The organism is Tabrizicola soli (genome assembly GCF_015999335.1).
GTDB classification, from domain to species: Bacteria; Pseudomonadota; Alphaproteobacteria; order Rhodobacterales; family Rhodobacteraceae; genus Tabrizicola; species Tabrizicola soli.
This window is the reverse complement of the sequence record NZ_JAEACP010000002.1, coordinates 21,509-44,045: the sequence shown is the minus strand read 5'-3', so window position 1 is coordinate 44,045 and position 22,537 is coordinate 21,509. Positions and strand designations below refer to the sequence as shown.

Below are 22,537 nucleotides of genomic sequence, written 5' to 3'. Positions count from 1 at the left end.
GGTCGCAATCCTGTTTACCGGCTGTTTACCGGCGCGGGCGCAATCTGGCTCCGTTCCAGACGGAGGCCCGCCATGCCCTTCCTGCCCGACGGCCCGCTGCCGCCGTCCGAATCACCGCTGCCCCTGCGCGGCGTGACCGTGCTTGCGGTCGAGGACAGCCGTTTCGCCAGCGACGCGCTGCGCCTGATCCTGACCCGCGCCGGGGCCCGCCTGCGCCGGGTCGAGACTTTGGCGACGGCGCGGCTGCACCTGGCCAGCTACCGGCCGGACCTGCTGATCGCCGACCTCGGCCTGCCCGATGGAAGGGGGGAGGAGCTGATCGCCGCGGCCGCGGCGCGGGGGATCCCGGTCCTGGCGATCAGCGGCGATCCCGAAGGCCGGGCCCCGGCGCTGGATGCCGGGGCGGTGGCCTTCTTCGACAAGCCCTTTGCTTCCGTCGCGGGCTTCCTGCGGTTGGTGCGGCAGCTTCTCACCGGCACCGGGCCGGATGTCGAGGCCGGGGCGGTGGAGGCCCCGCCCGCCGATCCGATGGCGCTGCGCGACGATCTCGCCCGGGCGGCGGCGCTGGTCGCGGGGGCGGGCGACGCGGGCTATGTGACCGGCTTCGTCCGTGGGCTTGCCCGCACGATCGGCGACGCGCCGCTGGAGGCGGCGGCGGTCCGCGCCGGGGCCGAGGACGGGCGGCAGGCGCTGTCGCGGCTCCTGGCTGAGCGGCTGATGGCGCTTCAGCCGGTCTGAGCGCGCAATGCGGGGTCGTTATTCGCACGCAGCGGACGGGTGAGGTCGGAAAGGCTGCTGCGCTGGCGCCCCCCGGCGTCGAAATTCCCTGGCGCAAGCCAGGTCGCGAAGGCGCGCGAGAGGGCGGGCCATTCGCTGTCGATCACCGAGAACCAGGCGGTATCGCGGTTGCGGCCCTTGACGATCAGGTGCTGGCGGAAGACGCCCTCGAAGCTGAAGCCCAGCCGCCCGGCCGCCCGGCGCGAGGGCAGGTTCAGCGCGTCGCATTTCCACTCATAGCGCCGGTAGCCCGCGTCGAAGGCCCATTGCATCATCAGGAACATCGCCTCGGTCACCGCGGCGCTGCGCTGGAGATGGGGAGCGATGCAGATATGGCCGACCTCGATCCCGCCGGCCTCGGGCGTGATCCGCAGATAGGCGGCGATGCCGCCGGGCCGGCCGGTCTGCGCGTCGCAGAGCACGAAGAAGCGCGGATCCTCGCCATCCTCGCGCGCACGCGCCCATTGGTGGTATTCGGCGGCCGAGGCGAAGGGGCCGTAGCCGAGATAGTCCCAAAGCGGATCATGCCCGGCGAAGCCCGCGTGCAGGCCCTCGGCATGGGCATCGGCGTCCAGGGGCTCCAGCCGGACCAGCCGCCCCTGCATCGGGGCGTGGTCGGGTCGGCGGGGCGGGGACCAGTCCTGAACCACGGGTCCCAGTTTCCGTTCCGTCATGCCACCCCCCGACGCATCTGCCCGCGAAGGCTAGGACGCGGCGCGGGGCGGGGCAAGGGGCGTTCAGGCCTCTTTCGGCAGGACGCGCAGCCGCAGTTCGCGCAGCTGTTCGTTCGTCGGCTCGGACGGCGCGCCCATCAGGAGATCCTCGGCGCGCTGGTTCATCGGGAACATGATGACCTCGCGGATGTTCTGGGTGTCGGCCAGCAGCATGACCAGCCGGTCGATCCCGGCGGCACAGCCGCCGTGCGGCGGGGCGCCGTACTTGAACGCCTTCACCATGCCGCCAAACCGCTTGTCGACCTCGGAATTCGGGTAGCCCGCGAGTTCGAAGGCCTTGTACATGATCTCGGGCTTGTGGTTGCGGATGCCGCCCGAGATCACCTCATAGCCGTTGCAGGCCAGGTCGTACTGGTAGGCATGCACCTTCAGCGGGTCGCCCATCAGCGCCTCCAGCCCGCCCTGCGGCATGGAGAAGGGGTTGTGCGAGAAGTCGATCCTCCCCTCCTCGGTCTTCTCGTACATCGGGAAATCGACGATCCAGACGAAGCGGAAGCTGTCGCGGTCGGTCAGGCCCAGCTCCTCGCCGATGACGTTGCGCGCGCGGCCGGCGATGCCTTCGAAGGTCTCCGGCTTGCCGCCCAGGAAGAAGGCCGCGTCGCCCTTTTCCAGCCCCAGCTGCTGCCGGATCGCCTCGGTCCGCTCGGGCCCGATGTTCTTGGCGAGCGGGCCGGCCGCCTCCATGCCCGAGCCATCCTCGGCCTCGCGCCAGAAGATGTAGCCCATGCCGGGCAGGCCCTGCTGCTGCGCGAAGGCGTTCATCCGGTCGCAGAACTTCCGCCCCACCGGCTCGCCCGACGGACCCTTGGGCGCGGGAATGGCGCGGACCTCGTTGCCCTCCTGCTCCAGCAGTTTCGCGAAGATCGCGAAGCCCGAGCCGCGGAAATGCGTGCTGACGTCCTGCATCCGGATCGGGTTGCGCAGGTCGGGCTTGTCGGAGCCATACCACTTGAGCGAGTCGCGATAGGCGATGCGCGGCCAGTCGGCATGGACCTTGCGGCCCTTGCCGAAGGCCTCGAACAGGCCCTGCAGCACGGGCTGGACGGCGGCGAAGATGTCGTCCTGCGTCACGAAGCTCATCTCGATGTCGAGCTGGTAGAAGTCGGTGGGCGAACGGTCCGCCCGCGGGTCCTCGTCGCGGAAGCAGGGCGCGATCTGGAAATAGCGGTCGAAGCCCGCGACCTGGATCAGCTGCTTGAACTGCTGCGGCGCCTGCGGCAGGGCGTAGAACTTGCCGGGATGCAGCCGCGAAGGCACCAGGAAGTCGCGCGCGCCCTCGGGCGAGGAGGCGGTGATGATCGGGGTCTGGAACTCGGTGAAGCCCTGGTCCCACATCGCATTGCGCAGCCAGCGCACCACGTTCGAGCGCAGCATCATGTTCTGGTGCATCGTGTCGCGGCGCAGGTCGAGGAAACGGTAGGTCAGGCGGGTTTCCTCGGGATATTCGGTGTCGCCGAAGACCGGCAGCGGCAGCTCGTCCGAGGCGCCAAGGACTTCGACCTCGGTAACGTAAAGCTCGATCTCGCCGGTCGGGATCTTGGCATTGACCAGGCTGGCATCCCGCGCCTTGACCCGGCCGTCGACGCGGATCACCCATTCGGCGCGCACCTTCTCCAGCGCGGCGAAGGCGGGGCTGTCGCCGTCGCAAAGCAGCTGCGTGATCCCGTAATGGTCGCGCAGGTCGATGAAGAGCACGCCGCCATGGTCGCGCACCCGGTGGACCCAGCCGGACAGGCGGACGGTTTCGCCCACATGGGCCTTGTTCAGCGCGGCGCAGGTGTGGCTGCGATAGGCGTGCATAGTCGATCCCTTTCCAAGGGGCAGAATTCCATCGCGCCGATACACCTTGACCGGGCGGCCAAGTCAAGCCCGCGTCAGCGCCCGGCGGCGGCGAGGCGGTGGAAGAGATGGGTGAAGGTGGCGACGCCGAGCACCGGGATCACCAGGTTCAGCACCGGCACCGACAGCGGCGCGGCCATCAGCGTTCCCGCCAGCCAGAGCCGGAGCCCGTTGCGCCGCCGCATCGCCTTCGCCTCGGCCGGGGGCAGGCGGCGGAGGGCCACCAGGGTGAAGTATTCGCGGCCGAGAAGGAAGCCGTTGATCGCCCAGAAGACCAGCGGGATCGCGGGGCCGGCGAGGGGGTAGAGGAAGAGGGCCAGCAGGTTCACCGCGATGACCACGCCCAGGAAGTTGACCGACTGGCGCAGGCCCTCGGCCCAGGGCAAGGCGGTGGCGGGGGGGAGATTCGGATAGTGCCGGTCCTCGACCGCGTCGGCCACGTCTTCCAGGAATAGCCCGGTGAAGGCCGAGGCGACCGGAACCATCAGGAAGACCGAAAGTCCCAGCATCACCAGGATCGAGGCCCAGCCGAGGAGTGTGTCGATCCCGGTGACGGGACCGACGAAGGGGATCTCGATGCTGTCGGGGGACAGCCACCAGACCAGTTGCAGGAAGCCCGCATAGGCCGCGACCAGAAGCGCCAGCGCCAGCAGGACGCCGAGCAGCAGCACCCGGCGGAAGCGTCGGTCGCCGATCTGGCCCAGGGCGCGGAGGAAGGCGCCGAGGATCACGCCTCCACCCAGGTCACCAGGCTTGCAGGCTCGGGGCGCGGGCGGTCGGGGCCATCGGCGGGCGGGGTGCCGATATGGACGATCCCGGCCACCGTCTCGCCCCCCTGGCAGCCGAAGGCGCGGGCGGCGAACTCCGGGTCATGCGCGGGCCAGCCGGTCAGCCAGTTCGCCCCCCAGCCCGCAGCCTCCGCCGCGTTGAGGATGCCCATGCAGAGCGCGCCGGCGGACAGAAGCTGCTCGACCGGCGGGATCTTGGGCAGGGGTTTCGGCGAGGCGATCACCACCACCGCAAGCTTGCCGAGGTCATATTGCCCACGCCCCTTGGCGATCTTCTCGTCATCGCCGCCAAGCTCGCGCGCGCGGGTCTCGGCCAGGTCGGCGAGCCGGGCGAAGGCCGCGCCGCGCAGGACGACCAGCCGCCAGGGTTGCAGCTTGCCATGGTCGGGGACGCGGGTGGCGGCGGTCAGGATCTCGACCAGCTGGTCGCGGTCGGGGACCGGCAGGGTGAACAGCTTCGCCGGGCGCGAGCGGCGGGCGGACAGGAAGGCGAGGGCGGCGTCGTTGCGGGCGGGCATCTGGGATCCTTCTCACGGTTGCGTGCAGGCTAGCCGGGGCGGGACCCGGATGCCAGAGGGCGGGCTTTTCTCGGGCATGCGCCCGGGGTATAGGCGGCGCATGTCCCAGAACCCGCCGATCCTCCGTCCCGACCTTGCCCGCGCGCTCGTCCCCGACACCCGCCGCGACGGCCAGCCGACCATCGGCATGGTCAGCCTTGGCTGCCCCAAGGCGCTGGTCGACAGCGAGCGCATCCTGACGCGCCTCAGGGCCGAGGGCTATGCGATCAGCCCGGACTACAAGGGCGCGGATGCGGTGATCGTGAACACCTGCGGGTTTCTGGATTCGGCCAAGGCGGAAAGCCTGGAGGCGATCGGCGAGGCCTTGCAGGAAAACGGCAGGGTGATCGTGACCGGCTGCCTTGGGGCCGAGCCGGAATATATCACCGGCGCGCATCCCAAGGTGCTGGCGGTGACCGGCCCGCATCAATACGAGGCGGTGCTGGACGCGGTGCATGGCGCGGTGCCGCCCTCGCCGGATCCGTTCATCGACCTTCTGCCCACGACGGGCGTGAGCCTGACCCCTCGGCACTATTCTTATCTAAAGATCTCCGAGGGTTGCAACCACAAGTGCAAGTTCTGCATCATCCCCGACATGCGCGGCCGCCTGGTCAGCCGCCCGGCCCATGCCATCCTGCGCGAGGCGGAGAAGCTGGTCGGGGCCGGGGTGAAGGAACTGCTGGTGATCAGCCAGGACACCTCGGCCTATGGGGTGGACCGCAAGCATGACCTCTCGCCCTGGAAAGGCGGCGAGGTTCGGGCGCATATCACCGATCTGGCGCGCGAGTTGGGGAAACTCGGCGCCTGGGTGCGGCTGCACTACGTCTATCCCTATCCGCATGTGCGCGAGCTGATCCCGCTGATGGCGGAGGGGCTGGTGCTGCCCTATCTCGACATTCCCTTCCAGCACGCCCATCCCGACACGCTGAAACGCATGGCACGGCCTGCGGCGGCGGCGAGGACGCTGGACGAGATCGCCGCCTGGCGCGCGGTCTGCCCGGAGCTGACGCTGCGCTCGACCTTCATCGTGGGCTATCCCGGCGAGACCGAGGCGGAGTTCCAGACGCTGCTCGACTGGCTGGACGAGGCGCAACTGGATCGGGTCGGCTGCTTCCAGTACGAGAATGTCGCCGGCGCGCGGTCGAACGATCTGCCCGGCCATGTGCCCCCAGAGGTGAAGCAGGAGCGGTTTGATCGCTTCATGGAAAAAGCCCAGGCGATTTCGGCGGCGAAACTGGCCGAAAAGGTTGGAAAAGTGCTGGAGGTGATCGTCGACGAAGTGGACGGGGAAGGCGCCACCTGCCGCACGAAGGCCGACGCGCCCGAGATCGACGGTAATCTCTTCATCGACGAGGGCTTCGAGGGACTGGCGCCCGGCGACATCGTCAAGGTCGAGGTGGATGAGGCCGGGGAGTACGATCTCTGGGGGCGGCGGCTGTAATCCCCGGCCCCAGGGGCCGGGGACAGCAGGTTACAGCCAGTAGGGCGGGACGCCGTAATAGTCGTAGCTGCGCCGGTGGTACTCCGGGTCGTCGAACCAGGTCCTGGTCCAGGGGGGCGCGCCGGTCAGCTGCTCTTGCGTGATGTCGGTGACGAAACCGCCGAGATTGGTGTCATAGGTCAGCTTCTTCCACGGCACCGGGTGTTCGCCGGCGCCGAGACCCAGGAAACCGCCGAAGCTCATCACCGCATAGGCGATCTGGCCCGAGACCTTGTCGATCATCAGGTGGTCGATCTGGCCCAGGTGGTCGCCGGTGGGGCTGTAGACCTCGGTGCCGTTGACATCGGCGCTGGACACCATGGACGAAGGGATGCTGTCGCGTGCGCCGCCCGAGGCGGTGGCGCGATCGGCGAAGGGTGCGTCTTGCATTTCGGTGCCTCTTTCGTTGCGGGTTCACCGTCAACCAGAGAGGCGGCCGATTGGTTCCCCGGCCCGTCAGGGGCGCAGGGTGAAGCTGCGGCCGAGCGAAACGAAGACCATCGGCGATTCGGCATGCCCGTCGGCATCATCGCGCCAGCTGTAGCGCAGGCCGCCGGCAAGCTGCCAGTCCCGGGTCAGCGCGGTGCGGTAGGTGACGCCAAGCTCGGTTTCCTCGATCCGCTCGGAGGCGGCATCGCTGAGCGCCCAGGAGGCGTCGGCGGCGAGAGAGGAAAGCGCGTTGATCTCATGCGTCCACTCGACGGAAAGGGCGGTCTCGACTGTCGTCTCGCCAATGTCCGAATCATAGCTGGCGGACCGTTCCAGGCTGACCGTCACCCCGCCGTCCGGAAGCCGCTGGCTCCAGTCGAGCCCGCCGACGAGATCGGTGCCGCCCAGGTCGGACCGGCTGAGCCCGAGCCGCGCCGCGAGCGTGCCGGCGGGCAGCTCCAGCGCGCGGCCGAGGGTGATCGTGGTGCGGTCCTCGCCGCCGTCCTCGGCGCTGTGCGAGAAATCCAGCGAGGCGCTGCCGTTCGCCAGCGCGTGCTCCAGCCCGAAAGCGGCGGTCAGCGTGTCGGTCGTGTCGGGCGCGCCGTCCTCGTCCTCGCGGGAAAACTCCAGCGAGACGGTGCCGGTCAGCACCTCGGAGAAGCGCAGGCGGGTGCCGGATTCCAGGCTGGTCGTCGTCGTGTCGATCAGGTCGGGATCTGTGGTGTCCTCGTATTCGGTAATCTCATGGGCCGCCGTGACGAAGAAGCTGGCCGGGGTGGTGCGGCCGGTCTCGAATCGCAGGGCGACGCCATAGTCGGTCTCGGTTCCGGTGGCATCGGCATCATCCAGATCCTCTGCCAAGCTGTCGACGTCATCGCGGATATAGCTGAGGTCGATGCCGAAAACCGCGTTCGGAACCTCGCGCGTGTAGGAGAAGCCCAGCCGGGGGCGGGCGAATTCGGTCACGGTCCCGTCGGTGTCCGGCGCATTCTCGACCAGCAGCGCGGCCGAGGCGGTGAACTCCAGCCGGTCGAGGGGCGTGGAGGAGTAGAGGCCGAAGCTGAGCGTGGTCGCGGCACTTGAGGTCGAGCCTTCGGCCGGGACCGCAAGCGCAAGATTGCGGCCGTATTCAAGGCGTTCCTCGATCCCGAAGACCAGCCGCAATCCGCCCTCCGCATCCTGTGCGGTGGCGGTCGATGCCATCAGGGCGGCGCCAAGACCGATTGCGCCGCCAAGCGGAAATCTTCGTTGCATGGGGGCGCTTACTCGAACAGGCGGCGTTGCGGGACGACGATCACGTCGCCATCGACGAGGCGGGTGGTGTTCGAGGCGCCGCGCTCGATGGCGTCGAAGTCGATCCGGTAGATATTTTCGCTGCCGGACTTGTCGATGCGGCGCAGTTGCAGCCGCTTGGTCGCGGCGAAGGGCGAGAGCCCGCCGGCGGCGGCAATGGCCTGAAGGACCGTGGTGCCCGGGGGGACTTCGACGCGGCCGGGCGTGTTCGCGGCACCAAGGATGAAGATGTCGATGGTGCGCGCCGGGGCGGTTACCCGCTCGGCCAGGCTGGCGAGGGTCACGAAGACGGTGGGCGGTTCGGCGAAGTTCGGGGCAAGGCGGGTGGCGAGATCGGCCTGGATCTGCGCCAGCGTACGCCCTGCGGCGCGGACCGAGCCGGTCAGCGGCAGCGAGATCTGGCCGTCCGGCAGGACCATGGCAGAGCGGTTGAGGGTGGTGTCCTCAAGCACCTCGACCTGGACGGTGTCGCCGGGGCGCAGGCGATAATCCTGGGCCAGGCCGGGGTCGGCCAAGAACGGGATGACCAGAAGGGCCGCAATCAGCGCCAGCACAAATCTCATCTTGCCTAATCCTTCGTCGGTGAGTCGTGCCGGGCACGCGATTGGATGGTGGGAACCATACGGATTCGTGCAAGCGTCGCAAAGGGTGAATGGAGATTTTTCGGAACTCGGGGCCAAATGCGATCCTTTGGCCCTTTTTGTTTCCTTCCGGGGTGGGGATTCCCGATGGGCGGCCCTGCCCGGCTTGCCCCGGAGGCATCGCAGGACTTAGGGTAGGCCTTACAGAACCTGCGCGAGGTTGGCGCCAGTCACATTCTCCCGGCAAGCGCCGCCCGATGGCGGGGAAGGAAGGGGGCGAAGGGTGCAAGGCTTTGCAGGACAAGAATTTTCAATAGTCCCTGTTTGCGTCGGGCGGTCTTGAGTATGGAATGGGTCGGAAACGAGGGTGGCGCTGGCGAGAACCTGATCGCCATCGTGGGAATGGCTGCGCACCTGCCGGGGGCGGCGGACATCGGGCAGTACTGGGAGATGCTGCGCGAGGGCCGGTCTGCCGTGCGCCGGCTGACGCCGGAGGAACTGACCGCCGCCGGGGAAAGCCCGGCCCTGCTGAAGAACCCGTCCTATGTCCCCTTCGCCGCTCCGCTGGAGGGATTCGACCATTTCGACGCCGAGTTCTTCGGTTTCTCGCCAAAGGAAGCCGCGATCCTGGATCCGCAGCACCGGCAGTTCCTGGAAGTGGCCTGGGAGGCGCTGGAGGATGCCGGACACCCGCCCGAGGCTTTCCGGGGCCGGATCGGCGTCTTTGCCGGCTGCGGGATGGGCAGCTATTTCTACTTCAACCTCTGCTCGAACCCCGGCCTGGTGGAGAGCACGGGGATGTTCCTTCTGCGCCATACCGGCAATGACAAGGACTTCCTGTCCACCCGGGTCAGCCATGTCCTTGACCTGAAGGGGCCCTCGCTGTCGATCCAGACCGCCTGTTCCACCTCGCTGGTGGCGGTCCATACGGCGGTGCAATCGCTCTTGGGCGGCGAATGCGACATGGCGCTGGCGGGCGGCGTGACGATCGAGCTGCCGCAGAAGCGCGGCTATCTCTACAAGGAGGGCGAGGTCCTGTCGCCGGACGGGGCCTGCCATGCCTTCGACCGGCGCGGGCAGGGCACGGTCTTCGGCTCGGGCGCGGGGACGGTGGTGCTGCGGCGGCTTGCGGATGCGCTGGCGGATGGCGACCACATCCGGGCGGTGATCCGGGGCAGCGCGGTCAACAACGACGGCGCGGCCAAGGCGGGTTATCTGGCGCCCTCGGTCGAGGGCCAGGCCGCCTGCGTGGCCGAGGCTCTGGCGGTGGCGGATGTGCCTGCCGACACGATCGACTATGTCGAGTGCCATGGCACCGGCACCTATCTGGGCGATCCGATCGAGGTCGCGGCGCTGACCCAGGCCTTCCGCCGCACGACGGAAGACCGGGATTTCGCCCGGATCGGCAGCGTCAAGACCAACATCGGCCACCTGGATACCGCCGCGGGTGTGGCCAGCCTGATCAAGACCACGCTGGCGCTGCAGCACGGGCAGATGCCGCCCAGCCTGAACTTCGAGGTGCCGAACCCCGCGATCGACTTCGAGGCCAGCCCGTTCCGGGTCAACGACCGTCTGGCGGACTGGCCGCGCCGCAAGGGGCCGCGCCGCGCGGGGGTGAACTCGCTGGGAGTGGGCGGCACCAATGCGCATGTGGTGCTGGAGGAGGCACCCGAAGCGGCCGCTAGCGGCGAGAGCGACTGGCCCTTCCAGCTGCTCGCGCTTTCGGCCCGCTCTCCGGCCGCGCTGAACGAGGCCTCGGCCCGGCTGGCGGCGCATCTGCGCGCCCATCCCGAGCAGCCCCTTGCCGACGTGGCCTTTACCCTGAAGGAGGGTCGCCGCGCCTTCGAGCATCGCCGGGTGCTGGTGGCCGCAAGCCATGAGGAGGCAGCGGCGCAGCTGGAAACGGGCGATCCGCGCCGGGTCTTCAGCCAGCGCCGGGTGGGCGAGGCGCCGGACGTGGTCTTCATGTTCCCCGGCGGCGGCGCGCAATACCCGAACATGGCGCGCGACCTCTACGAGACCGAGCCGGTCTTCGCCGAATGGATGGACCGCGGCCTCGCCGTGCTGGCCGGGTTGACCGACCGCGACATCCGCGCGCTCTGGCTGCCCGGGCCGGGCGAGGAGGCCGCCGCGGCCGAGGCATTGCGCCGGCCCTCGTTGCAGCTGCCGCTGATCCTGATCGTCGAGATCGCGCTGGCGCGGCTGTGGGAAAGCTGGGGGGTGCGGCCCTCGGTGCTGATCGGCCATTCGATGGGCGAGAATGCCGCCGCCCATATCGCCGGCGTGATGACGCTGGAGGGGGTGATCGGCCTCGTGCACCTGCGCGGCCGGCTTTTCGACACGGTGCCTGCGGGGGGCATGCTGTCGGTGCCGCTGTCCGAGGCGGACCTCATGCCCTGGCTGGGCGATCTGGACATCGCCTCGATCAACGCGCCGGAGCTGACGGTGGTTTCCGGCCCGGATGCGGCGCTGGAGGATCTGGCGGCGCGGCTGAAGGCGGCCGAGATCGAGACCACGCGCATCGCCATCGACATCGCCGCGCATTCGAAGATGCTGGAGCCGATCCTGGAGCGGTTCCGGGCGCATCTGCGGGGCATGGTGCTTTCCTCGCCCCGCATCCCCATCATCTCGAACCGCTCGGGCAAGGTCCTGACCGATGCCGAGGCGACGAGTCCCGACTACTGGGTCGCGCATCTGCGCGGGACGGTGCGCTTTGCCGACGGGATCCGGACCCTGCGCGAAAAGGCGGACCGGGTCTATCTGGAGGTCGGCCCCGGCCGGGCGCTTGCCACGCTGGCGCAGGCCAACGGGGTGATGGGCGGCCAGCCGGTCCCAGCCAGCCTGCGCCATCCCGACGACAGGGTCTCGGACGACCGCCATTTCATCGCCACCCTGGGCCGTCTCTGGGCGGCGGGGGCCGCGCCGGACTGGTCGCAGCTGTGGGGAGAGGCGCGGCGCCGGCGCGTGCCGCTGCCGACCTATCCCTTCCAGCGCGCGCGCTATTTCGTCGAGCCGGGCAAGCCCGCCCAACTGCCCGAGGCCGAGACCGTGGCGGAACGGCACGGCAGCGTCGAGGCCTTCGGCTATCGCCTGGCCTGGCGCCCGGTGCCGGCCGATTGTCCGGTCGATGTCGAGGCCGAGCTTGGCCCGCCGCTCACCTGGCTGGTCTTTTCCGACGAGGCGGGGCTGGCGCGGGCGGCGGTGCAGCGTCTGCGCAGGGGCGGGCATCGGGTGATCACCGCCCATGCCGGCGATGCCTTTGCCCGGACCGGCGAGGACACCTATACCCTCGCCCCCGAACACGGCCGCGAGGGCTATGACGCATTGCTTGCCGATCTGGTGCAGCGCGGCCTTGCCCCGCAGCGGATCGCGCATTTCTGGCTGGTCACCGAGTCCGAGAGCTTCCGGCCGGGGTCGAGTTTCTTTCACCGCAACCTGGAACAGGGCTTCTGGAGCCTGTTCTTCCTTGGCCAGGCGATGGGCGAGATCGGGCTTTCCCCCCTGCCGCATCTGACGGTCTTCACCTCGGGCGCGGCGCAGGTCCGCGACGAGGCGCTGTCCTGGCCGGAAAAGGCCGCGGTCGCGGGCCCGGTGCGGGTGATGCCGCGCGAGCTGCCGGGGCTGACCGCCGCGCTGGTCGATCTGACGCTGCCCGAGGGCCGCCGCCCCCTCCCGTCCGAGACGCTGGGACTGGTGCTGGAGGAGATGCTTGCCACCCCGGCGAACGCGGTCGCGGCGCTGCGCGGCGCGCGGCGCTACGAGCAGCGTCTCGCCCCCGCGCCGCTGGCCGGGCGGGCCGAGGTGCCCGAAGGCTCGGTCTGGGTGCTGGTCGGCGGGTTCGGCGGGATCGGGATCACGCTGGCCGAACGGCTGATGCGCGAGCATGGGGCGAAGGTCGCGCTGATCGGGCGCAGCCTGCCGGGCCCGGAAAGCCAGCGCGCGGGGGTGCTGGAGCGTCTGTCGCGGCTGGGGACGGTCCTGCCGCTGGCGGCCGATGTCTGCAACCCCGAGGAGATGCGTGCGGCGCTGGACCGGGTGTGGGCCGAACTGGGGCCGATCCACGGGGTCGTCCATGCTGCGGGCACGGTCGACGATGCGCCGCTTCTGGGCAAGGATCCCGGCGCGGCCGAGGCGGTGCTGTCGCCGAAGGTGCATGGCACGAGGCTGCTGGACAGCCTCGTGCCCGATGGCAGCATCGCGCGGCTGGTGCTGTTCTCCTCGACCTCCACCGTGATCGCCCCGGCGGGGCAGGCCGATTACGTGGCGGCGAACGAATATCTGAACGCCTATGCCAGGTCGCGCTCGGGCGGGCGGACGAAGGTGACGGCGATCGACTGGGGGATCTGGTCGGGGATCGGCATGGCCGCCGACGCCGCCGCCCGGCGCAGCGAGGGCCGGGCCAGCGAGGCGCCTTTGCCCGGTCTGCCCATCCTGCAACGCATGGCGCGCGAGGACGAGGGGAGCCGGTTCTCCACCACGCTGTCCAATGCGCAATGGGTGATGGACGACCACCGGCTGAAGGACGGCACCGCGATCCTGCCGGGCGCCGCCTGGCCCGAGATCGCGGCCGAGGCGCTGTCCGCGTTGGGGCAGGGCCCGGCCTTCACCCTGTCGGGGCTGACCGTGTTCCGCCCGATCCGGCTGGAGGGCGACGCCCCGCGCGACCTGCGCGTGACGCTGACGCGCGCCAGGGGCTCCTGGCGGCTGGAGGCCCGGACGCGCGAGACCGCCGGCTGGGCGCTGGCGGTCGAGGCCGAGCTTGCGCCGTTGGCGGCGGTCTCGCCGGAGAGGCTGGATCTGGCCGCCATCGCCGCGCGCTGCCCCGACCGGCGGCAGGCGCGGGACGGCGGCGCCCTGCCAAGCGCGCAGGAGGACCGGCTGGCCTTCGGGCCGCGCTGGCAGGTGCTGCGGCAGACGGCGCTGGGGCGGGGCGAGGGGCTGGCGACGCTGGCGCTTGCCGCCCATGCGACGGGCGACACCGCGACCACGGCGCTGCATCCCGCACTTTACGACATCGGCACCGGCTGGGGGCTGGCGCTGCTGCCCGAGGTGGCGAAGGGCGAGATCTGGGTCCCGGTGACCTCGGGCACGGTACAGGTCTTCGCGCCCTTGCCCGCCGAGATCCGCAGCTGGGTGCGGCTGCAGGGCGCGCCCGGCGCGGGGAGCGCCGCCTTCGACGTGACGCTGACCGACCCGGCCGGCCGGGTGCTGGTCGAGGTCCGCGGGATCAGCTTCCGCGCGGTCGCGGCGGCCGAGGTTCTGGCCCGGCCCGCCCCCGCCACCCCCGGCGAGGTGGTCGCGGATGAGGAGGAGGCGCGCGCGCTCTCGCCCGCCGAGGCCCGGCTGAAGCAGGCGCTGGAGGACGGCATCCGCCCGGCCGAGGGGGCCAAGGCCTTCCTGCGCGCCCTGGCGCTGGATGCGCCGCAGGTGCTGGTCTCGTCGCTGGACCTGCCGGCGCTGGTGCGCCAGGCCGAGGCCGGGGACCAGGGTCCCGGCGACGAGGGGCCTGGCTTTGCCCGGCCGACGCTGGAAACCGCCTATGTCGCTCCCCGGACCGAGGTCGAGCGCACCCTGGCCGGATTCTGGTCGGGGCTGCTGGGCGTCGAGGAGGTGGGGGTCGAGGACGACTTCTTCGCGCTGGGGGGCCATTCGCTGATCGCGGTGCGGCTGTTTGCCAGGATCCGCAAGGAGTGGCAGCTGGACTTCCCGATCTCGGTCCTGTTCGAGGCGCCGACCATTGCCCGCGTCGCGGCGCTGATCTCGGAACGCATCGGCCCCGAGGCGGACAAGCCGGCGGATCCGGCGGCAAAGGCCGACCCCGCCGGGCCGGACTTCACCCATCTGGTCGCCATGCACGGCGGCGAGGCGGGATCGCGCACGCCGTTCTTCCTGGTCGCGGGCATGTTCGGCAATGTGCTGAACCTGCGGCACCTGGCGCATCTTCTGGGCAAGGAGCGGCCGTTCTACGGGCTGCAGGCGCGCGGGCTGTTCGGCGACACCGCCCCGCATGAGACGCTGGAGGCGGCGGCGGCCGACTGCATCGCCGAACTCCGGCAGATCCAGCCCTCGGGACCCTATCTGCTGGGCGGCTTCTCCGGCGGCGGACTGACCGCCTGGGAGATGGGCCGCCAGCTGCGTGCGGCGGGCGAGGAGGTGGCGCTGGTCGCGCTCCTGGACACGCCGATGCCGGTGCCGCCGGTGCCCAGCCGGGCCGACCGGGCCGCGATCAAGCTGGCCGAACTGCGCCAGCACGGGCCGCGCTTCCTGCTGGACTGGCTGCGTAGGCGCAGGGAATGGCAACGCGCGCAGAAGGCGCTGGCGGCGGGCGAGCCCGACCCGACGGTGCCCTCGTTCCACAATGCGGCGATCGAGGCCGCCTTCCGCCGCGCGGTGGGCGTCTACCGGCTGGAGCCCTGGGCCGATGGCCGCGTCGTCCTCTATCGCCCGCCTCTCGACCGGCGCTGGAAGGTCAGCGGCGGGAACTGGATCAGCACTGCGAAGGAATATGTCTTCGCCGACAACCAGTGGACCCGCTTTGCCCCCGGCCTCGAGGTGGTCGAGGTGCCGGGCGACCACGATTCCATGGTGCTGGAGCCGAATGTCCGGGTGTTGGCCAACCGGATGCGCGAGGCCCTGGCCCGGGCCGAGGCCACACGGCCGATTGAAGGCGGCCACAAGCTAGCCGCTGAATGACTGGAGTTGGACCATGACGCTTTCGGCAATCCTGATCGGCAATGAAAGCCTGACCGCGGAATGCGGCAACCTCTGGCTCGCGCGTGGACATGCGCTTGCCGCCGTCGTCACGCGTGAGCAAAGGGTGGCCGACTGGGCGGCGTCGCGCGGCCTGCGCGTCGTGGCGCCGGGGGTGGGGCTGGCGGCGCGGCTGGCCGATCTGGCCGTGGACTGGGTGCTGTCGATCGCGAACCTGTCGCTGGTGCCGCAGCCGGTGCTGGCGCGGGCGCGGATGGGCGGGGTCAACTTCCACGACGGGCCGCTGCCGGGCTATGCGGGGCTGAATGCCCCGGTCTGGGCAATCCTGAACGGCGAGACCGGGCACGCCGTCACCTGGCACCTGATGACCCAGGACATCGACGAGGGCGAGGTCCTGGTCGCGCGCAGCATCGCGATTGCCCCGGACGAGACCGCCCTGACCCTGAACACCCGCTGCTTTGCCGCGGCGCTGGAGAGCTTTCCGCAGGTGATCGCCGCACTGGAGAACGGCGGCCGGCCGCGCCAGCCGCAGGGCGCGGGGCCGCGTCATCTCTATCGGCGGGCGGATCGCCCGGCGGCGGCGGGGCGGCTGGATTTCACCCGGCCGGCCGAGGCGGTGGCGCGGCTGGTGCATGGGCTGGACCATGGCGGCTATCGCAATCCGCTGGCGGTGCCGAAGATCCTGGCCGGGGGGCGGGTGCTGGCGGTGGGCCGGGCCGAGGTGGTGCCGGGCTTTGGTCTGCCGGGGGCGGTACTGGCGGCGGATGAATCCGGGCTGGTGGTGGCCTGCGGCACCGGCGCGCTGCGTCTCGCCGGGCTTTCCGGGATGGATGGCGCCCCGGTCTGCCCGAAATCGCTGGGCGTGGCGCATCTGGACACGCCCTCTGCCGAAGAGGCCGCACAGCTGACGGCGACGCTGGGCCGGGTGGCCGAGGCCGAGGCGCGGTTCCGGCCCCTGCTGCTCGGGGCCGATCCGGTGGCGCTGGGCGGGCCGGGCGAGGCTTCCGCCGACTGGCGGTCGCTGCCGGTCGCCCCCGGCGGGGCGGAAGCGGCGCGGGTGGCGCTGGCGGCGCTGCGGGCGGTGGGGCGGGTGGCGGGCGACATCGCCTTTTCCGCCGGTCCCTCCCCCGCGCCGGGCTATGTCCTGCCCTGGGTTCCGCTGCGGCTGGCGGCCTCCGGACCGCTCGACGCGGCGCTGGCGGCGGTCGAGGCGGACCTTGCCCTCGCGCGGGCGGCGGGGGGCCTTGCCGCCGACCTGGCACTGCGCGAGCCCGGCCTTGCGGCGCTGACCCCGCCGCCGCTGGCGCTGTCGGAGGGCGACGCGCCGGTCGAAGGATCGGCGGTGACGCTGGCGCTGGGCGGTGGCGCGCTCTGGTACGATGCGGCGCGGCTTCCGGCCGGGGCGGCGGAGGCGCTGGCCGGGCGCATCGCGCGCCTAGTGCAGGCGATGGCGGCGGGGGCCGACCTCGACCGGCTGACCGCCCTGACGCCCGAGGAGGAGGCGCGGCTGCAGGGCGCGCTGGCGGCCACGGCGCGGGACTATGACCGCGCGGGCACGATCCCGGCCGCGGTCCTGGCCATGGCGGCGGCCCGTCCCGACCACCCCGCGGTGATCGCCGGGAACCAGCGCCTGACCTATGCCGCCCTGGCCGAACGCGCCGCCCGCATCGCCCATGTCCTGCGCGGGATGGGCGTGGGGCGCGGCACGCCGGTCGGCCTTGCCTGCCGCCGGGGGGCGGAGATGGTGGCCGGGGCCCTGGGGATCCAGATGGCCGGGGGTGCCTATGTGCCGATGGACCCCGCCTATCCATCCGACAGGCTGGCGCTTTACGCCGAGGATTCCGGCTGTCCGGTGATCGTGACCGAGGCGGCGGTGGCCGACCTTCTGCCTGCGGGGCCGGAGCGGCTCGTGCTGGACGCCGACACGCGGCTGGCGAACGCGCCCGAGACGCCGCCGGAAGACGGGCCGGGGCCGGAGGATCTGGCCTATCTGATCTATACCTCGGGTTCCACCGGGCGGCCGAAGGGGGTGATGGTCACCCACCGCAACGTGCTGAACTTCTTCGCCGGCATGGACGAGGTGATAGGCACCGACCCCGGCACCTGGCTCGCCGTCACCTCGATGTCCTTCGACATTTCGGTGCTGGAGCTGTTCTGGACCCTCGCGCGCGGCTTCTCGGTGGTGGTAGCCGATGATGCGGCACGGCTCAGCCCCTCGGGCGGCGGGGCGGTCCGTTCCGGCCGGAGGATGGAGTTCAGCCTGTTCTACTGGGGCAACGACGACAGCGCCGGGCCAAGCAAATATGACCTCTTGCTGGAAGGCGCGAAATTCGCCGATGCCAACGGCTTCGCGGCGGTATGGACGCCCGAGCGCCACTTCCACGCCTTCGGCGGCCCCTATCCCAACCCCTCGGTCACCGGCGCGGCGGTGGCGGCGGTGACGCGGAACACCGCCGTCCGCGCCGGGTCCTGCGTCGCGCCGCTGCACCATCCGGCGCGGATCGCCGAGGAATGGGCGGTGATCGACAACCTGACGCACGGGAAGGCGGGGCTTGCCATCGCCTCGGGCTGGCAACCGGACGATTTCGTCCTGCGCCCGGAAAACGCGCCGCCCGCCAACCGGCAGGCGATGCTGGACGCGATCATGGTGCTGCGCCGGCTGTGGCGCGGCGAGGCGGTGGAGTTCCCCAAGGCCGACGGCACCCCCTTTGCCGTGGTGACGCAGCCCCGGCCGGTCTCGAAAGAGCTGCCGATCTGGATCACGACCGCCGGCAACCCCGAGACCTGGCGCGACGCGGGCCGGCTTGGGGCGCATGTGCTGACGCATCTTCTGGGCCAGTCGCTGGCCGAGGTCGGCGAGAAGGTGGCGATCTACCGCGCGGCCCTGGCCGAGGCGGGCCACGACCCCTCGGCCTTCAAGGTCACGCTGATGCTGCATACTTTCCTTGCCGCCGACCGCGAGACGGCGCGCGAGGTGGCGCGCGAGCCGATGAAGGATTACCTGCGTTCGGCTGCGGCGCTGATCCGGCAATATGCCTGGGCCTTCCCCGCCTTCAAGAAACCGCAGGGCGTGGCGAACCCGGCGCAGATCGACCTGGGCGCGCTGGAGCCGGAGGAGCTGGAGGCGATCCTGGACTTCGCCTTCCAGCGTTATTTCGAGGACTCGGGTCTGTTCGGCACGGTCGGCGACGCGCTGGCCCGGGTGGCCGAAGTCGAGGCGCTGGGCATCGACGAGATCGCCTGCCTGATCGACTATGGCATCCCCTATGCGCAGGTGATGTCCGGCCTCACGCATCTGGCCGAGGTGCGGGCGCGGGCGAACGGGCAGGCGGAAGACGGTTCGCTTGCCGGGCTGATCCGCGCGCATGGCGTCACGCATCTGCAATGCACCCCCTCTCTGGCACGGGTGCTGGCCGAGGACGAGGGCGCGCGCATCGCGCTGTCGGGGCTGCGGCGGATGCTGGTCGGCGGCGAGGCCCTGCCGGGGCGTCTGGCGGCGGATCTGGCCGGGGTGATCGGCGGGCCGGTCCTGAACATGTACGGCCCGACCGAGACGACGATCTGGTCCTCGGTCGAGGCGACGACGGGCGAGGAGGGCACGGTGAACGTCGGCCAGCCGATCGCCAATACCGCGCTTTACGTGCTGGACGCCGAAGCCCGGCCCTTGCCGGACGGGACGGAGGGGGAACTCTGGATCGGCGGCGAGGGGGTCGCGGCGGGCTATTTCGGCCGCGAGGACCTGACCGCCGAACGCTTCCTTCCCGATCCTTTCGCAGGGCGGGGCCGGATGTATCGCACCGGCGATCTGGTGCGGCGGCGGCCGGACGGGCGGCTCGACTTTCTGGGCCGGGCCGACCATCAGGTCAAGATCCGCGGCCACCGGATCGAGCTGAGCGAGATCGAGGCGGCGCTGGAGGCCGCGCCGGGCATCCGGCAGGCGGTGGCCTTGCCGCGTGAGGATCAGCCAGGCGACGTGCGGCTGGTGGCCTATGTCACCCACGACGGCCCGGTGGACGAGGCGGCGCTGCGCGCCCGTCTGGCGGCGCATCTGCCCGAGGTGATGGTGCCCGCGCATGTCGTGGCGCTGGATGCCTTTCCGCTGACGCCGAACGGCAAGATCGACCGCAAGGCGCTGCCTGCGCCCTCGGCGCGGGTGGCGGCGGCGGCGGCCGAGACCCCCCCGGCGGATGATCTGGAGGCCGAGATCGCGGCGGTCTGGAGCCGGGTTCTGGGCGTCCCCAGCGTCGGCCGGTCGGACAATTTCTTCAGCCTTGGCGGCCATTCGCTGCTGGCCGTGCAGGCCCACCGCGAGCTGCGCGCGAAGTTGAAGGCCGAGACGCTGGCGATCACCGACATCTTCCGCTTCCCGGTCCTCTCGGCCCTGGCCGCGCATCTGGGCGGCGGCGTGACAGCCGCGCGTGCTGCGGCGCCCCCCCCGGCCGAGGGTCCCGACCGTGGCGATGCCATGGCCCGCCGCCGCGCCATGCGCGCGGTGCGCGAGCGGGCGCAGGCGCAGTGACAGCCGTGCTCCGGCAGGCGGCGGCCGAGGCTGCGCTGGCGCGGCTGTTTCCGCCGGGCGTTGCGGTCGCGCTGGTCGGGATCGGGGCCGGAGAGCTGTTGCCGGGCGAGGCGGCGGCGGTGGCGGGGGCGGTGCCCGCGCGGGTCGCCGAATTCACGGCGGGCCGCCTGGCGGCGCGGCGGGCGCTGGCGGCGCTGGGGCATCCGGCGGCGGCGATCCCCGCCGGCCCGGACCGCGCGCCCTGCTGGCCCGAGGGGATGGCCGGGTCCATCGCCCATGCCGCAGGCGTCGCGGTCGCGGCGGTGCGCCGGGGTGCCTCGCTTGGTCTGGACGTCGAGGCGGATGCGGGCCTGGAGCCCGACCTCTGGCCGCTGATCTGCGATCCGCAGGAACTGGCGGCGCTGCCCCAAGGCGACCGGGGCCGCGCGGTGCGGCTGGTCTTTGCGGCGAAGGAGGCGGTCTACAAGGCGCAATATCCGCTGACCGGCCGGCTGATCGGCTTCGATGCGGTCCGGGTCACGCTGGAGGAGGACGGCTTTGTCGCCCGGCTGCGGCAGGGGGTCGGGCCGCTGCCGGAAGGACACCGGCTGCGCGGCCGGATCCTGCGGGCGGGCGGGCTGGTCCTGGCCGGAGTGGCGACATGAGGAAGGCGGGAGTCATCGCACTGGCGCTGGCGGCATTCGCCGGGGCGGCGGCCTTCTGGTGGCGCAGCGCGCCCGCCGGCCCCGATGCCGCCGCGATGGCCGCGCTTTACGGCGAACCGCTCGCCCCGCCCCAGGCCCCTCTGGCCGTCTTCCACATCGGCCACAGCCTGGTGAACCGCGACATGCCTGCGATGCTGGCGCAACTGGCCGGCGAGGGCCACCGCTACGACAGCCAGCTCGGCTGGGGTGCGCAGCTTCGCTCGCATTGGGGCGAGATCCCGGTCAACGGCTTCGAGGTCGAGAATGACCATCCCCGCTACCGCGACGCGCGCGCGGCGGTGGCAAGTGGCGATTACGATGCGATCGTGCTGACCGAGTCGGTCGAGATCCGCGATGCGATCCGCTATCACGACAGCCCGCGCTTTCTGGCGGCCTTTGCCGAAGCCGCCTGGGCGGCGCGGCCGGGTGCGCGGATCTACCTCTACGAGACCTGGCACGAGCTGGACGATCCCGAAGGCTGGCTGGCCCGGATCGACGCCGACCTCTCCCGCTTCTGGCTGGATGGTGTCCTGCGCCCGGCGCTGGGGCGACTGCCGAAGGGCGCGCGCATCCATCTGATCCCGGTGGGGCAGGGTCTGGCCGCGCTGATGCGCGAGGTAGAGGCGCGGGGCGGCGTGGGCGGCCTGCGGGACCGCAACGGCCTCTTCTCGGACCAGATCCACCTGAACGACCTCGGCAATCAGTTCGTCGCCCTGGTGCATTACGCGGTCCTCTATCACAAAAGCCCGGTCGGCCTGCCGCATGTGCTGCTGCGGGCCGACGGCAGCCCCGCCGCCGCGCCCGATCCGGAGCTCGCCCGCCTGATGCAGGAGGTGGCCTGGACCGTGGCGCGCTCCACCCCGCTGACGGGGGTGGCGCCGTGAGGGCCGAGGTGCCGATTGCGGTGACGGTCTTCGCGCCCGGACCTCCGGTCTGCGGCACCGGAGATCCCGCCCGTCCGACCCGGTGGAACGACCGGAAGATGCGGGAATTCCGGGGTGCGCAACCAGGGGGCGAGGGGCGCCCGGATCCGCTCTCGACTCCGGCCGATCTGCCGGGCAAGGTCGCCCGGAATGGGGCAGGGACGCGGTCGCGGCGGACACATAACCGCCGTTTTCCTGTCGCAGGACGGTGATGGGCCGGGGTGGCGGGCCGGTATGGGCGTGACGATGTGGCGGAGAAAATCTTCTGGCGCGCAAGGGCGGGATGGCGAAGTCGCCCTCCGGGCCGAGACGCGCGCGCCCGATCCCCAGCCCGCCCCGCCGCCGGCCGCGCCGCCCCCCGCCAAGGCCGGGACGCCCGGCGTCTATGACCAGCATTTCGGCCTGACCGCGCGGCCCTTCGCGCTGGCGCCGGACCCCGATGCGCTGTTCTGGACCCCCGCCCACCGCCGGGCCTATGCGATGCTGGAATACGGCCTCATGACCCAGGCGCCGATCACGCTGATCACCGGCGAGGTCGGCTCGGGCAAGACGACGCTTCTGCACCATCTCCTGCGCTCGCTGGACGATGGGGTGCGGGTCGGCCTGGTGTCGAACCCGAACGGCTCGCGGGCCGAGCTTCTGCGTTGGGTGCTCCTGTCGCTGGGCGAGCCCGCGGGCCCCGACGAGACCTATGTCGACCTCTTCTCGCGCTTCCAGGACCTGCTGATCGCCGAATATGCCGCCGGCCGCCGGGTCGCGCTGATCTTCGACGAGGCGCAGAACCTTGGCCGCAAGGCGCTGGAGGAGTTGCGGATGTTCACCAACATCAACTCGGGCAAGGACGTGCTTCTGCAGCTGATCCTGGTCGGCCAGCCCGAGCTGCGCGAGATCGTGCATCGCCCCGACATGCGCCAGTTCGCGCAGCGCGTCGCGTCGAGCTTTCATCTGGGCATGATGGACCGGGCCACCGTGCGCGGCTATATCGACCACCGGCTGCGGATTGTCGGGATGAAGCGGCGGATCTTCGACGAGGCGGCCGTGACCCTGGTGCATCAGGTGACGGGCGGGGTGCCGCGGCTGGTCAACCAGCTTTGCGACCTGGCGATGGTCTATGCATTCTCCTGCGGGCGCAAGCGGGTGACCGAGGCGCATGTCCGGCAGGTTCTGGACGACGGCACTTTCTTCGCCGTAGATCTTCAAGGCATTGAGGGTGATCCGTGACG

14 protein-coding genes are annotated in these 22,537 nt (G+C 71.0%); 7 read left to right on the top strand and 7 right to left on the bottom strand.

What is annotated here, in order from left to right; genetic code table 11:
• The first annotated feature begins 72 nt into the window (after positions 1-72).
• A complete protein-coding gene (locus tag I7S92_RS02155) occupies positions 73-738 on the top strand; it encodes a response regulator (protein ID WP_197641832.1) in 666 nt (221 codons plus the stop codon).
• Here I7S92_RS02155 and I7S92_RS02150 read toward each other — a convergent pair.
• The 4 genes from I7S92_RS02150 to I7S92_RS02135 form a co-directional block, all read right to left on the bottom strand.
• Positions 726-1,451: a GNAT family N-acetyltransferase gene (locus tag I7S92_RS02150; protein WP_197641831.1), complete on the bottom strand. Its 726-nt coding sequence runs from the start codon at positions 1,449-1,451 to the stop codon at positions 726-728. The genes I7S92_RS02155 and I7S92_RS02150 overlap by 13 nt on opposite strands.
• 63 nt (positions 1,452-1,514) lie before the next feature.
• Positions 1,515-3,311 carry an aspartate--tRNA ligase gene (gene aspS / locus I7S92_RS02145; RefSeq protein ID WP_197641830.1) on the bottom strand — a complete coding sequence of 599 codons (1,797 nt, stop codon included), beginning with the start codon at positions 3,309-3,311 and terminating at the stop codon, positions 1,515-1,517.
• A gap of 74 nt (positions 3,312-3,385) precedes the next feature.
• Positions 3,386-4,078 (bottom strand): EI24 domain-containing protein, encoded by a 693-nt coding sequence (locus I7S92_RS02140; protein WP_197642023.1) that lies wholly within the window; start codon positions 4,076-4,078, stop codon positions 3,386-3,388.
• On the bottom strand, positions 4,078-4,656 hold the full coding sequence (locus I7S92_RS02135; protein ID WP_197641829.1) for a nitroreductase family protein: 579 nt from the start codon (positions 4,654-4,656) through the stop codon (positions 4,078-4,080). The genes I7S92_RS02140 and I7S92_RS02135 overlap by 1 nt, the downstream gene beginning before the upstream one ends.
• Before the next feature lie 100 nt (positions 4,657-4,756).
• Between I7S92_RS02135 and rimO the strand changes: the two genes are divergently transcribed.
• Positions 4,757-6,136 carry a 30S ribosomal protein S12 methylthiotransferase RimO gene (gene rimO / locus I7S92_RS02130; protein ID WP_197641828.1) on the top strand — a complete coding sequence of 460 codons (1,380 nt, stop codon included), beginning with the start codon at positions 4,757-4,759 and terminating at the stop codon, positions 6,134-6,136.
• 30 nt (positions 6,137-6,166) lie between these two features.
• On the opposite strand, the gene I7S92_RS02125 is transcribed toward rimO, so the two are convergent.
• The 3 genes from I7S92_RS02125 to I7S92_RS02115 form a co-directional block, all read right to left on the bottom strand.
• The gene (locus I7S92_RS02125) at positions 6,167-6,496 is read right to left on the bottom strand and encodes a PRC-barrel domain-containing protein (RefSeq protein WP_197642022.1); all 330 of its coding nucleotides are present in this window, start codon (positions 6,494-6,496) and stop codon (positions 6,167-6,169) included.
• A gap of 135 nt (positions 6,497-6,631) precedes the next feature.
• The gene (locus I7S92_RS02120) at positions 6,632-7,807 is read right to left on the bottom strand and encodes a hypothetical protein (RefSeq protein WP_197641827.1); all 1,176 of its coding nucleotides are present in this window, start codon (positions 7,805-7,807) and stop codon (positions 6,632-6,634) included.
• A 59-nt stretch (positions 7,808-7,866) separates the two neighbouring features.
• The gene (locus I7S92_RS02115) at positions 7,867-8,460 is read right to left on the bottom strand and encodes a polysaccharide biosynthesis/export family protein (RefSeq protein ID WP_197641826.1); all 594 of its coding nucleotides are present in this window, start codon (positions 8,458-8,460) and stop codon (positions 7,867-7,869) included.
• A gap of 363 nt (positions 8,461-8,823) precedes the next feature.
• Between I7S92_RS02115 and I7S92_RS02110 the strand changes: the two genes are divergently transcribed.
• The 5 genes from I7S92_RS02110 (at position 8,824) to I7S92_RS02090 (ending at position 22,535) form a co-directional block, all read left to right on the top strand.
• Positions 8,824-15,171 carry a type I polyketide synthase gene (locus I7S92_RS02110; protein ID WP_197641825.1) on the top strand — a complete coding sequence of 2,116 codons (6,348 nt, stop codon included), beginning with the start codon at positions 8,824-8,826 and terminating at the stop codon, positions 15,169-15,171.
• 13 nt (positions 15,172-15,184) lie between these two features.
• The gene (locus I7S92_RS02105) at positions 15,185-19,708 is read left to right on the top strand and encodes a MupA/Atu3671 family FMN-dependent luciferase-like monooxygenase (protein WP_197641824.1); all 4,524 of its coding nucleotides are present in this window, start codon (positions 15,185-15,187) and stop codon (positions 19,706-19,708) included.
• On the top strand, positions 19,705-20,352 hold the full coding sequence (locus I7S92_RS02100; protein WP_197641823.1) for a 4'-phosphopantetheinyl transferase family protein: 648 nt from the start codon (positions 19,705-19,707) through the stop codon (positions 20,350-20,352). Before I7S92_RS02105 ends, I7S92_RS02100 begins: the two co-directional genes overlap by 4 nt.
• Positions 20,349-21,275, top strand: coding sequence for a hypothetical protein (locus tag I7S92_RS02095; protein WP_197641822.1), 927 nt, complete (start codon positions 20,349-20,351; stop codon positions 21,273-21,275). Before I7S92_RS02100 ends, I7S92_RS02095 begins: the two co-directional genes overlap by 4 nt.
• Before the next feature lie 285 nt (positions 21,276-21,560).
• Positions 21,561-22,535 (top strand): ExeA family protein, encoded by a 975-nt coding sequence (locus tag I7S92_RS02090; RefSeq protein ID WP_197641821.1) that lies wholly within the window; start codon positions 21,561-21,563, stop codon positions 22,533-22,535.
• Positions 22,536-22,537: the final 2 nt, after the last annotated feature.